The organism is Thalassovita mediterranea, from assembly GCF_001458435.1.
Lineage (GTDB): Bacteria > Pseudomonadota > Alphaproteobacteria > Rhodobacterales > Rhodobacteraceae > Thalassobius > Thalassobius mediterraneus.
Genome location: NZ_CYSF01000014.1, coordinates 1 through 12,882, shown reverse-complemented (window position 1 = coordinate 12,882; position 12,882 = coordinate 1). Strand labels below are relative to the sequence as shown.

Annotated in this window: 10 protein-coding genes; 5 read left to right on the top strand and 5 right to left on the bottom strand. The window is 58.8% G+C overall.

Going from position 1 to position 12,882, the window contains the following annotated elements:
• The first annotated feature begins 7 nt into the window (after window positions 1–7).
• Entirely contained in the window at window positions 8–526 is a 519-nt protein-coding gene (locus tag TM5383_RS12985) for a hypothetical protein (RefSeq protein WP_058319480.1), read from the top strand.
• Window positions 527–616: 90 nt separating this feature from the next.
• On the opposite strand, the gene lpdA is transcribed toward TM5383_RS12985, so the two are convergent.
• The 5 genes from lpdA to TM5383_RS12960 form a co-directional block, all read right to left on the bottom strand.
• Window positions 617–2,014: a dihydrolipoyl dehydrogenase gene (gene lpdA, locus TM5383_RS12980; protein WP_058319479.1), complete on the bottom strand. Its 1,398-nt coding sequence runs from the start codon at window positions 2,012–2,014 to the stop codon at window positions 617–619.
• A gap of 170 nt (window positions 2,015–2,184) precedes the next feature.
• Window positions 2,185–2,808 carry a DUF924 family protein gene (locus TM5383_RS12975; protein WP_058319478.1) on the bottom strand — a complete coding sequence of 208 codons (624 nt, stop codon included), beginning with the start codon at window positions 2,806–2,808 and terminating at the stop codon, window positions 2,185–2,187.
• A 90-nt stretch (window positions 2,809–2,898) separates the two neighbouring features.
• Window positions 2,899–4,167, bottom strand: coding sequence for an MFS transporter (locus TM5383_RS12970; RefSeq protein WP_058319477.1), 1,269 nt, complete (start codon window positions 4,165–4,167; stop codon window positions 2,899–2,901).
• Between the two features lie 191 nt (window positions 4,168–4,358).
• Complete coding sequence (queA, locus tag TM5383_RS12965; protein ID WP_058319499.1) at window positions 4,359–5,408, bottom strand: tRNA preQ1(34) S-adenosylmethionine ribosyltransferase-isomerase QueA; 1,050 nt, start codon at window positions 5,406–5,408, stop codon at window positions 4,359–4,361.
• A 49-nt stretch (window positions 5,409–5,457) separates the two neighbouring features.
• Window positions 5,458–8,865 carry a DUF3971 domain-containing protein gene (locus TM5383_RS12960; protein WP_082645485.1) on the bottom strand — a complete coding sequence of 1,136 codons (3,408 nt, stop codon included), beginning with the start codon at window positions 8,863–8,865 and terminating at the stop codon, window positions 5,458–5,460.
• A 242-nt stretch (window positions 8,866–9,107) separates the two neighbouring features.
• On the opposite strand from TM5383_RS12960, the gene TM5383_RS12955 reads away from it, so the two are divergent.
• The 4 genes from TM5383_RS12955 (at window position 9,108) to TM5383_RS12940 (ending at window position 12,508) form a co-directional block, all read left to right on the top strand.
• The gene (locus TM5383_RS12955; protein WP_058319476.1) at window positions 9,108–9,587 is read left to right on the top strand and encodes a peroxiredoxin; all 480 of its coding nucleotides are present in this window, start codon (window positions 9,108–9,110) and stop codon (window positions 9,585–9,587) included.
• Window positions 9,588–9,626: 39 nt separating this feature from the next.
• Complete coding sequence (locus TM5383_RS12950; RefSeq protein WP_058319475.1) at window positions 9,627–10,463, top strand: ferritin-like domain-containing protein; 837 nt, start codon at window positions 9,627–9,629, stop codon at window positions 10,461–10,463.
• Window positions 10,464–10,698: 235 nt separating this feature from the next.
• Window positions 10,699–12,024, top strand: coding sequence for a M23 family metallopeptidase (locus tag TM5383_RS12945; RefSeq protein WP_058319474.1), 1,326 nt, complete (start codon window positions 10,699–10,701; stop codon window positions 12,022–12,024).
• Window positions 12,014–12,508: a bactofilin family protein gene (locus TM5383_RS12940; protein ID WP_058319473.1), complete on the top strand. Its 495-nt coding sequence runs from the start codon at window positions 12,014–12,016 to the stop codon at window positions 12,506–12,508. The genes TM5383_RS12945 and TM5383_RS12940 overlap by 11 nt, the downstream gene beginning before the upstream one ends.
• Window positions 12,509–12,882 lie beyond the last annotated feature (374 nt).

Below are 12,882 nucleotides of genomic sequence, written 5' to 3'. Positions count from 1 at the left end.
ATCAGCCATGACCAAACTGTTTAAAACGCTTTTCCTGATGAGCTGCCTTGCGGTGATGAGTGCCTGCTCAACCTTTTACACAGGCGAAATCACTGACCTTGCCGCCAGCGAAGAGAAAGAGATCACCGCAGCCAATGGCGACGCCGTCAACGTCCGCGTTGACATCTTTGCCCGCGACACCACCGAAGAAAGAACGTACGAGGAGCCGAAGCCCATTGGCCTGCGCTATGTTTCCCAAATCACCTATACCTATCCGGATGGTACGGTCATTCGTGAAAACGTCCCAAGCGGTGACTACACAACCAAAGACGGCAAACTCCGCCTGACCTCTCATCAGCCCCGCGGTGAAAACGCCGAAGATAAATCGGGCGCCCTCACTGTCGAGAGCGCATTGCGCCGCGCATGGACACGCGCCAACGAGCGCCTAGGGGTCAGAAAAAATTTGCACGGTGACCCGCTGCCAAATATCCAGCCCGAGACATCGGTTGATGCCATGCTCAGCGCGGTTGATGCCGTAACCAACTGATCGCAGCAACCGACCGAAGCAACGGTTATTAAACACAAAAGCCGCAGGTTGTTCCCCTGCGGCTTTTGCTTTGCGCATCTGAAACGCGGTTTAGATATGCAGCGCGCGGCCGTAGGCCGCCAGCACGCTTTCGTGCATCATTTCCGACATGGTCGGGTGTGGGAACACGGTGTGCATCAGGTCTTCCTCAGTGGTTTCCAACTGACGGGATATCACATAGCCCTGAATCATCTCGGTCACTTCGGCGCCGACCATATGGGCGCCCAGCAATTCGCCGGTTTTCTCATCAAAGATGGTTTTAACCAGACCTTCGGCCTCGCCCATCGCAACCGCTTTGCCGTTGCCGATGAAGGGGAATTTGCCAACCTTGATCTTGTAGCCCGCTTCTTTCGCCTTCTCCTCAGTCATCCCGACGGAGGCAACCTGCGGATGGCAATAGGTGCAGCCCGCGATGGAGCCCGGTTTGATCGGATGCACCTTCTGGCCTGCGATCAATTCGGCCACCATAACACCTTCGTGGCTGGCTTTGTGCGCCAACCACGGCGCACCGGCGATGTCACCGATGGCATAGACGCCTTCGACGCCGGTGCGGCAATATTCATCGGTGATCACATGGGTGCGGTCGATCTGCACGCCCAGTGCCTCTAGGCCCAGACCTTCGGTGTTGCCGACGATGCCGACAGCGGAAATCACCGTGTCATATTCGTGCTTCTCGATCTTACCGCCGACCTCAATATGGGCGACAACGCCTTTACCGGTGGTGCGGTCCAGCTGTTTCACCATGGCTTTTTCCATGATGTTCATGCCTTGTTTCACGAACTGCTTTTTGGCGAAGGCGCTGATGTCCTTGTCCTCGACCGGCAGCACGCGGTCCATAACCTCAACCACCGTCGTGTCGGCGCCCAAGGTGTTGTAGAAGCTGGCAAATTCGATGCCGATTGCGCCCGAACCGATGACGAGCAGCTTTTTCGGCATACGCACAGGTTTCAGCGCGTGGCGGTAGGTCCAGACCAGATCACCGTCTGCCTCAAGACCTGGCAGTTCGCGGGCGCGGGCGCCGGTGGCCACGATGATGCTGGGCGCGGTCAGCTCTTCGACGCCCTTGTCGGTTTTGACCGTCACCTTGCCTTTGGCGGCAATCGTGGCCTCCCCCATGATGGAGGTAACTTTGTTTTTCTTGAACAGGCCCTTGATACCGCCGTTCATCTGCGCTGCGACCTTGCGCGAACGATCGACGATGGCATCCAGATCAAAGCCAAACTTGTCAGCGGTCAGACCAAATTCCTTGGCGCGTTCAAACTGGTGAAACACCTCAGCCGAGCGCAGCAGTGCCTTGGTCGGGATACAGCCCCAGTTCAGGCAGATACCGCCTAGATGCTCACGTTCCACACAGGCGACCGACAGGCCCAGCTGCGCGGCACGGATGGCTGCCACATATCCACCGGGACCTGCCCCGATCACCACGACGTCAAACGATTTGGAAGCCATCTGCCCCTCCGATTCATAAACTAGTTTGATATTAAACTATTTTCCGCAACGTCACAACAAACACGAATACCCCCGCAACGATCTGACACAGATTGCGGGGGTAAAGCGTTGTAATAACGATGTATTTATGTGCGCATTTTGCCCTTCCGCAGGGTCAAATTGCGCGTCGATCACGCCTTGGCTGCCGCTGCGGCCTGAATTTCACGCAGGACACCGCCATAACCGCTGCCTTCGATGAACGCGCGTTCTGGCGGCGTTGTGCTACGCCCCAGCGCGTCATTGCGGTACGGGAAACGGCCAAAATCGCGGATGATCCGGCGATGCACTTTGGCGTGCAACAGGTTGCTGCCGCCCTGTTCTGGCATCCGTTCTTTCATCATGCGCACACAGCGTTCCTGATCACACAGGTTTTCCGAATGCATCAACGGCATGTAAAAGAACTGACGCGCCGGGCCGTCAATCTTCATGTCCCAATGGTGATCAATAGCGTTCTTTGCCGCCGCCAGCGCCTTGGCATCGGTGGCAAACGCCTGCCCGCTGCCGCGGAACATATTGCGCGGGAATTGATCCAGCAGGATGATGTAGGCCAACGCGCCTTTGGCGCAATCCAGCCAACTGCGATACCGCCCAGCCCGTGCCGCTTCCCATGCGGCGCCAAACTTTTCGGTAATCTCTGCATCCAATGCAGGATCGCTGTCATACCAGCGTTTACTGCCCACGTCGTCCAGCCAGAACGTCAACACATCGTCGATGATATGTCGGCTGCTTGCCTGTTTTTCGGTTGCTCCAGTCATGCCTGTCTCCTGTCCCCCAGAGCGAATTATGACGTTACGTTAATCATGATCCGCATCCGAGGGACAGTCACCTTTTGCAACTGTTTTGTATTAATTGCTCGCGCTCGGCTCTTCGTCCTCTTCGGCGGCACTTTCGATGGCATATTCACGCGCAAACTCAACCGCAACCGGCGTGGCCGATGCCATAACCGGGGTGTATGCGGTGGTGTCTTCTGCTGGGATCGCCGCACGCTGGGTCATCCGGTACACTGCATAGGCCGCGGTTGCCGCCAGCAGAACAGCGATGACCACGAAATACCCATCCGGCCCGATAACCCCCATCAACCAACCGGTGATCAGCGGACCCATGATCGCGCCGACGCCATTGATGAACACCAGACCACCAGAGGCCGCAGCCATATCATCAGGATCGAGGAAGTCGTTGGTATAGGCCACCAGCAGCGAATAAAGCGGGTTCACCATACCGCCAACCACAAAGGCCGCGACCAGCAGCACCTCAAACATCGCATCACCAAAAATGCCCAGCACAGCGCCCAAGCCGCCAATTGTGGACACGATGGCGATCAGCAAACGGCGATCCATACGGTCAGACAGCCAGCCCAGCGGATACTGCAACAGCACCGCGCCCACATAGAATGCCGCCACAAAGATCGAGATTTGCGGCAGGGTCAGCCCCGCCTCACCACCGTAAACAGCGGCCATACCGAACTGCGCGGCGAACACGCCGCCCAGCAGGAACATACCGACGCAGCCCAGCGGCGATACCTGCAGCAACTCTTTGATCGACAGCGGCTTGGTGGATCCAAAGGCGGGTGTTGGGCTAATCGACAGCAAAATCGGTGCGAAGGAGACGGAAACCAGAACCGAAATGATCACAAACAGCACATAGCCCGACGGATCCGCCACCAGCAGCAGCCCCTGCGCCGCAACGATGCCAAAGGTCTGCACCATCATGTAAAGCGACAGCGCCTTGCCACGGTTTTCGTTGTCAGCGGCGTTGTTGATCCAGCTTTCCGCGGTGACATACACGCCCGAGAAACAGAAACCGATCACCACACGGCCCAAAATCCACGCCGCCGGATGCACCAGCGCCGGATAGAGGATCAGCACAGCGGAAATCATCGACGCCAGCGCCGCAAAGACCCGCACATGCCCCACACGCCGGATCATTTCCGGCGCCATTCGTGATCCGCCAAGGAAGCCTACGAAATACGCCGACATAACCGCCGACATTTCGAGGGTCGAAAACCCTTCGATGTCGCCGCGCACACCCAAAAGCGTCCCCTGCATGCCGTTGCCGACCATCAAGAGCATAAGGCCAAGGAACAGCGCCCAAGCGCTGGAAAGGATCTGGATCATCAGGTTAATCCCGATTGGGCACATCGCAATGTGCTGGGGTTTCAAAACAGATTCGCTGACTATCGTAGCGCAAAAATCAAAGATCTGATGAAAGCGACTGCACGCGGGTCGTTTTTCACCCGCAAATGCAGTTTCTTATGGGTATTCGCTCGAAAATGGCCGCCAGCGCCACCTGATACGGGCCGGCGCCGTTATTTCGGCATCAACAGCGACGCATCGCCATAGGAAAAGAACCGGTAACCGTTTGACACCGCATGGGCGTAAACCTGATCCATCACGGCCTTGCCCATCAGCGCTGACACCAGCATCAACAGGGTGGATTTCGGCAGGTGGAAATTGGTCATCAAGGCATCCGTCACGTTGAACTGAAAGCCGGGGTAGATGAAAATATCCGTCTCGCCTTCCCACGGTTCAATCGCGCCGGAGCGCGCGGCACTTTCGATCAGGCGCAGGGCGGTGGTGCCGACGGGGATCACCCGACCGCCTGCAGCCTTCGTTGCCGCAATTTCGGCAGCGGCTTCGGGCGTCACCTGCCCCCATTCGGCGTGCATTTTGTGGGTAGTGACATCCTCAACCTTCACCGGCAGGAAGGTACCCGCACCCACATGCAGGGTCACATGGGTAAATTCGACCCCACGTTCTGCCAACGCCGCCATCAATACCTCATCAAAGTGGAGGGATGCCGTGGGTGCCGCCACCGCGCCGGTGTTTTTGGCCCAAAGGGTCTGATAATCCTCTTTGTCCTGCTGATCGGCGGGGCGTTTGGCCGCGATATAAGGCGGCAGCGGCATTGCGCCTGCATCAGTTAGGGCCGCGTCAAAATCATCGCCTGTCAGGTTGAACCGCAGATGCGCCTGCCCGTCTGCCTTGCCCTCCAGCGTGGCCGATAGCGCGGGGGAAAATTCGATCACCTCCCCTTCGCGGATCTTTTTCAGTGGTTTCAGCAGTGCCGCCCAAGTGCCATCGGCGCGCGGTTCCAACAGGGTCACGTCCATCTTGGCCCGTGTTTCGCCCAATTCCCCCATACGTGGACGTTCGCCAAACAGACGTGCGGGGATCACCTTGGTATCATTCAACACCAGACGGTCGCCGGGGCGCAGGAAATCCGGTAGGTTAATCGCCTGATGGTCACTGATCGCGCCGCCCTGACACACCAGCATCCGCGCCGACGAACGCGGTTTTGCCGGACGGGTGGCAATCAGATCTTCGGGCAGGTCGAAATCAAAATCAGAGAGTTTCATCACATCACTCATGCGGTTGGCTGGCAGGCGCCTATGTAAACGACGCGGCCTATTGGTCAACTGCTGGCGGCGGACGCCGGAAAATCTCGCGGAACATGCCGGGTGTAAACAGCGACAACGGATTCACCTGCACCCGCGGTTTGTCCCCCGCACCGGTCAGGCGATAGTTGAATCCGATCAACCCTTCGCCCTTGCGCGTCAGAATGGAGCCGATCCCGTTCAGCATATAAACGGGTGACAACACACCCTGAAAATCCATTTGCCGCGCCTTAAGATCATAAACCCCGTCAATCGACAGCCCCATCGACGCCCCAACCGCTGACGCCCGTTGCAGGATCAACCGATCAGGGGTCAGGCGAAAGAATGCTTCGGCGTCAGAGAACATGATGCCACCACTGGCCATCTGTTCCAGAACCCCAACAACACTGACCGCATGTAGTAGACTGGCAAGGGCGGGCACCTCGATCACGCGGGTGTTGCTGACGGTCAGATGCCCGTCATACTGCCCCTCGGGCCCCGCGGGGGTCAGACGCAAAACCATGTCGCCGTCACGCGCCTGCTTGAGCAGACCTGCCGCTTTGAACACCCCGCCTGCATCATCGCTGCGCACTTCATAAGCGGCGCGTTTGCCAATGCTGGACACATCCCCCTCGATGCGGGCCGCACCATTTACACGGGCCGTGAAACGGCCGTTCAACCCGCTGCCGGCGGTAAATTCGCCCTGCACACCAGTCAACGCAATCGTGTCAGAAATCCGCACCTCATCCAGCCGACCGGTTATTGGCGTTGTGCCAGTAGTGCCAGCCGTTGCGCCGCCCGCCGTCACGGACTTGGGGCGATTGCGTAGATCCAGACGCCCACCGTCGACCCGCACTGCTGGGCTGCGCCCCTTGCCCCGTCCCGATAGCGTCACCGGTGCATCAAGCCATCCACCAGCGCGCACCCGATCCAGCGCCAGTGTCTCAAGCGCGCCGGCACCGTTCAGCGTCAGCCGCCCCGAAGCCGTCAGCCCCGGCGCATCAAGCGTTATGCGATCAATGCGCGCCGGTTTGCTAAGCGCCCCCCGCACACTGAACGCCCCCGTGCGCGATTGCGACAAAGACCAGCCAAGCGGCGGCAGCGACAGCCCAATCCCTGCCAGATCCGAGGTCAGTTCAAACTGTGGTGGCTTGCCCTTTTGTAGCGCGATGGTCATCCGCCCCTCACCCAGCCCGCGCAGGGTGCCTTTGGGCAATGAAATATTGAAGGCATCCAGCGCCTTTTGGCTAATATCAACCGTGCCATAAACCTGCGCCCGACCGCGATCTTCCTTGCGCATCCCGCTTTCGTAAACGGCGTCGAACCCGACGCCCTCCACCGTGCCTGGGCCAGTGATGACCAGCCGGTCATTGTTCACCGCCAATTCCAGGCGATCAGCCTGCAGGCGTCGTCCTGGCACCAGCGTATCGCTGACCACATCCACAAGCAGCGCATCAATGTCATAGCTCACCATTTCTGGCGGCAGTTTTTTCCGCAATGGCAGGCGCAGCTGGCCTTTGGCGGCGACGTAGCCCTGCGCCAGATCCAGTCCACGCTCCGCCTTGTCCAGCACCGACAAAGGTGGCAGATTCAGATAGGACAACGCCGCAGTCAGCGGCCCCTCGGCGACCAGATTTACCTCTGCCGGGGCGGGCTTGATGCGAATATCGGGGATCACAAAGGTGGTGCCCGACACATCCAACGTACCGCCCTCGGGTGCCGTTACATGACCGCCATCGGCCACAGCAGTGAAACGGTTGCCCTCCAGCACCGCATGGCCGCGCCCCGCCTCAACAAAGGGCAACAATGGCGAATAGCGCAACAAGGTGTCGGAAAATTCGAAACTAGCCAGCATCTCATGTGGTGCATCCCCCACCTTGCGCAGGGCAAAATGGCCATTGGTTAGAACCGCCTCTTTGATGTTTTCGACCACCCATTTGCGCGACTTTGGCTTTAGCTCTGCGGGCCAACCACTTATGATAGATGGCAAATCCAGACTATCTGCCTGTGCCGAAAGGGACAGATCCCACCCGCCATCAATCGCTGCTGCACGCCCGCTGGCGACCAGCGACTGCGCGCCGGATTTCAACACCACCTCGCCCAGCGACAATTCAAACGGGTCCAACATCAGACGGAAACTCATGGCTGCCTGATCAACCGCAATCGGCTCCGGCAGCAACCCTGCGGGCGCGGCGGACAGCTCACTCAGCCGGAACTGGCCTTCAAATCCTTGCGGCAACCCATTTTCCAGACCGCGCAAGGTGGTTTCCCCCTCAGCCCTGAGGGACACCCAGCTGCTGTCCACCGAAAGTTCATCAAAGCGCAATGTCTGATTGGCCGGATCAAAGGTGAAATAGCTGCGTGCGGCGCGAAATGGCACCGGCTTGGTTTCCGGCGTCGGCTGCACCACGCCCGCATCCGATTGCAAGGTGCCACTAATCGGCCCCAATGAACCGTCCGCATTCAGCGATCCACGCAAGGCACCCGAAATCGGGGCCTGCACCGCCTCCAGCCAGGCAACGGCGGCGGATTGCACGGCAATATCGGGGCCCGCCATATCTTCGAAACGCATCCCGAACTGCGCCGCCGTTTCGCCAACAGTGGAGGAGAAACTGGTTTCAATCGTCGTGACATAGGCGTGCCCCCCCAACAACGACATATCCCCGCGCAGGCGCAGCGCGTCCCCTTCGCGGGTCAGATCGGCCCGCCCACCGTCAACCGTCCACGCGCGCCCAACGCGCGCATCCTCGTAGCGCAGGATTACCCCATCAGCGGTCACCGCATTCAGATGTCGGAGCTCTGGACTTTCCAGCAGTTGATCAATCTGAGCAATAATCTGGGTCGGGCTAGCGCCTGTGCCAGCCTCTGGCAAATTCTCACCAAAGGCGATGTCAAACGACCCATCCGCGCGGCGGCGCACGAACATTTCCACCCCGGTGGCACGCACGCGCCCAAGGCGCAATTGCCCCTGAAACAACGGGTCCGTGGCAAGGCGCACCTCCAGCTCATCCAGCGCAACCACCCTGCGGCCATCGCCATCGACAATTTCTACCCCCTGCAGGGCAACACGCGGACGCAGCCCGCTGCCCAATTCGACACTCAGGTCAGCAAACTGCACCTGTCCGGTGGGAACCATCTGCGACAGCCGCGTCTCTAGCCGGGTATGGATCCAGTCCGGCACCGCCATTTCACGTCCGATGATGTAGGCCAACAGCGCAACAACCAACAGAACCACGCCGCCAGAACACCCCAGCGACCAAAAACAAATCCGCCACATACGTCGCCGTTTGGGACAGGATTTTGGCGCAACACCTTTCGACACCTCCGCAGGCCCTGTTTCAGGAATACCCTCTTGGGCCGACGCCACAGCGCCGGTCTGCGCCGCGCCAGTCAATTCCTTGCGTGCGGCATCTACGATATCTTCATTTTCTTGCGTCACGGGCTCTTTTCGGGCTCTTGCGATCACTGCTCTCAACAGGTGGCGGATATCCCGCCTTTGGCTTGGACCTCATCCCTGTCAGAAACGCCAACGACACTTTCTGCCACAACATGAGGGTTGCTGCCTTTTTTCTTCTGCGCACAAGGCTATACCCTTAGACAACGCACTTCAAATCAACTTCGCCCTATGGGGTTCATCACATCCCCCATCGGCAATGAACCGCGCGCGAAAGGATCGACACGATGCCAGACACCCAAATGGAAAACACCGCAACAACTGTGGCCCCCGATTTCACCCTGCCGCAGGACGGCGGCGATCCGGTGACCCTGTCTGCGCTACGTCCGGCACCGGTTGTTCTGTTTTTCTACCCGCGCGACAACACCCCTGGCTGCACCACAGAGGCACAGGGTTTTACCGCACTGAAGGCCGAGTTTGAGGCCGTTGGCGCGCAGGTTTACGGCATTTCCAAAGACAGCCTGGCCAGCCACGCCAAGTTCCGCGACAAGAAAGACCTGACCATTCCCCTCCTGTCCGACGAAGAGGGCACAACCTGCGAAGATTTCGGCGTCTGGAAAGAAAAATCCATGTACGGCAAGACATTCATGGGCATAGAACGGTCGACCTTCTTGATTGATGGCACCGGCGCAATTGTACGCGAATGGCGTAAAGTAAAGGTTAAAGGTCACGTCGAAGAGGTTCTGGACGCGGTCAAAGCACTGTGAGACAAGCGCCCCGGAACGACCAGCGAAGGGGCGCATCACATGACACAGAAAACCCTGACCCAAATGGCGGTAGAGGTTCTGACCACCGCCGATGGCCGCGAAAAAACCGCGCTGTCGCATAAATACGCTGCCGAATGGTTTGCCACGCGCGACGCGGGCACCCCCTTGCCCGTTAGTGAGGCGGAACCACCCCTGCGTCCCGCGCGCCCTGAAAAACCCGAACTGCTGGATCCCCGCGACGTGCCCCGCCGCCGCCCCGGCAGCCCTGAGGGACGCAAAGCGATCCTGCACGCGGTCGCGCATATCGAATTGAACGCCGTTGATCTTCACTGGGACATCATCGCCCGCTTTGGCCACATCAAAATGCCGCTGGGGTTCTACGACGACTGGGTTAAATCTGCAGACGAAGAATCCAAACATTTCAACATGGTATGCGACTGCCTTGAAGCGATGGGCAGCCACTATGGGGCCATGCCCGCCCATGCCGGCATGTGGCGCGCGGCAGAGGACACAGTGGATGACATCATGGGCCGCCTTGCGGTTGTTCCAATGGTGTTGGAGGCGCGCGGCCTCGACGTGACACCCGGCATGATCGAGATTTTCAAAAAGGCCAAAGAAACCGCCACCATCGAAGCGCTGGAGGTGATCTATGCCGAGGAAGTTGGCCATGTAGCCTACGGGTCAAAGTGGTTCCATTTCCTGTGTGGCCGTCATGATCTGGACCCCAAGGATGAGTTTCACCGGCTGGTGCGCACCTATTTCCACGGCGCGCTGAAGCCGCCATTCAACGAAGAAAAACGCGCCGAGGCGGGCCTGCCGCCGGATTTCTACTGGCCGCTGGCAGACCAAACACCGGTGAAAAAACGCGGCAGCTGATGGTTTTCGACCGCCCATCGCCACCCGCAGATCGACACGCACCGCCCAACCACAGCAGCTAAAGTGGCGCCAAAATATCGGCAGTTTTCCGCCAAATAGGCGGAAAATAACCACTAATTCATCGCCAACCCGTCAATTCTGTTGCCTTACGTCAAGGGGCTGATAAACACCTTTGCGGTGGATCTGTCACAGAATACGGACCACCGACGAGTGGGGACAGCTAAAGGACGGTTACGTGAGAACACGTCTTGCCATACGAATTGACGCCATCTTGGAACCTTGGTTCCCCGAGCGTCGAGTTTTCTTGCGGTCGGACAACGACACGCGGTTGATTCGCCTGCGGCCAATGACACAGCTTTTAGGCTTTGCCGGCAGCGCCTCTGTCGTGGCTTGGGCCATTGTCGCCACCGCGATTTTGTTGATGGACAGCATCGGCGCCGGAAATTTCCGCGAACAGGCCAAGCGCGATCAGCGTTCATATGAAACACGGCTGAACCAATTGGCCGAAGAACGCGACAGCCGCGCCGCCGAAGCGGTGGCCGCTCAGGCCCGGTTCAATCTGGCGCTGGAACAGATTTCCGACATGCAGAGCAAACTGCTCGCTTCGGAAATTTCGCGTACTGAACTGGAAACCGGTATCGAGGTGATCCAGTCCAACCTGCGCGACGCCATGCAACAGCGCGATCAGGCGCGCGGCCGTCTGGCAGTGCTGCAACAGATTACCGACCCATCGAACCCTGCCGCAAATGCACAGGGCCACGACGAAACGCTGGACTTCATGGTCAGCGCGCTGGCCGACACCGCCACTGAACGCGATCAAATTCTGGCAGATGCCCAACAGGCGCTGCGCGATGCCGAAGATTTGCAGTTTCAGATCAAACTGATGGAGGATCAGAACGACCAGATCTTCCGCCAGCTCGAAGATGCGATGACCATTTCTGTAGAACCGCTGGATAAAATGTTCCGCGCCGCGGGCCTGTCGACCAAAAGCCTGATTGATCAGGTGCGCGCCAATCACGCAGGTCAAGGCGGCCCGCTGATGCCGATGTCCTTCTCCACCAAGGGTGAAGAACCTTCGGCAGATGAACTGCGCGCCAACCGCATTTTGCGTCAATTGGACCAGCTGAACCTCTACCGCATCGCAGCCTCCAAGGCGCCCTTTGCCAAACCGGTGAAAAACTCGGTCCGGTTCACCAGTGGCTTTGGCTATCGCCGCGACCCGAAAACCGGCGGTCGCCGCCTGCACAAAGGCGCCGATTTCGCCGGCCCAACAGGCACCCCGATCTATTCCACCGCGGATGGGGTGATCATCCATGCGGGCTGGTCTTCGGGCTATGGTCGATTGATCAAAATTCAACATGCCTTCGGCATTGAAACTCGCTATGCGCATCTGTCAAAAATCCGCGTGAAGGTCGGTCAAAGGGTCTCGCGCGGGGACCGCATCGGTGATATGGGGAATACCGGACGTTCAACCGGGACCCATCTTCACTATGAGGTGCGCGTAGGTGGCAAACCCCAAAACCCCATGACGTATATCAAGGCGGCAAACGATGTTTTCTAAAAGCAAAATCAACGAACCTGGCCCCAAGGCAGCAGAAACCCCGAAACCTGCGGCAGCGCCTGCTCCGGCAGCCGCGGCGCCCAAGGCGGATTTCAAACCGACCGCGCCCAAGGCCAAACCCGCAGCCTCCGTGCTGTCGTCGGACCTGCACATCACCGGCAATGTGAAAACCACCGGTGACATTCAAGTCGAAGGCACCGTCGAAGGCGACATCCGCGCCCACCTGCTGACCGTTGGCGAAACCGCCACCATCAAGGGTGAAATCGTCGCAGACGACGTGGTCATCAATGGCCGTATCGTGGGCCGCGTGCGCGGCCTGAAGGTTCGCCTGACCTCGACCGCCCGTGTCGAAGGCGACATCATCCACAAAACCATCGCCATCGAAAGCGGCGCACACTTCGAAGGTTCGGTTCAGCGTCAAGACGACCCGCTGTCCGGCGGCAAAACCGCCCCTGCCCCCGCAGCACCCGCTACTGAGGGTTAAGCATCGTTTCGTTTGATGTTTACAGGGCGTCCCATTAGGGGCGCCTTTTTCGCTAAATGACCCTCCGTTCTTCTTCATGGTCGGAATTGGGCTTAAACGCGCCTAATGAACATCTCGTTAACGACGTCAGCATTTTCGCAAAACAAAAGCGCCCTCCGATCGGGGGCGCTTTTTTGTTTGAGAGAGCAGAAAAAGAGAGCGGCGTTTACGAAATCTCAACTTTCCAGTGCGACAATGCCTTGGTCAGGGCCGCGGCTGCATCGGCGTAGTAGCCGGTGGCCAGTTCATCAATGGCCGCGTCGAAGTTGCCGGTGGCGATCAGGGCCGCAACGCCGCAGGCAGCGTCGTGCAGGTCAACGTGCAGCGCGTCAACT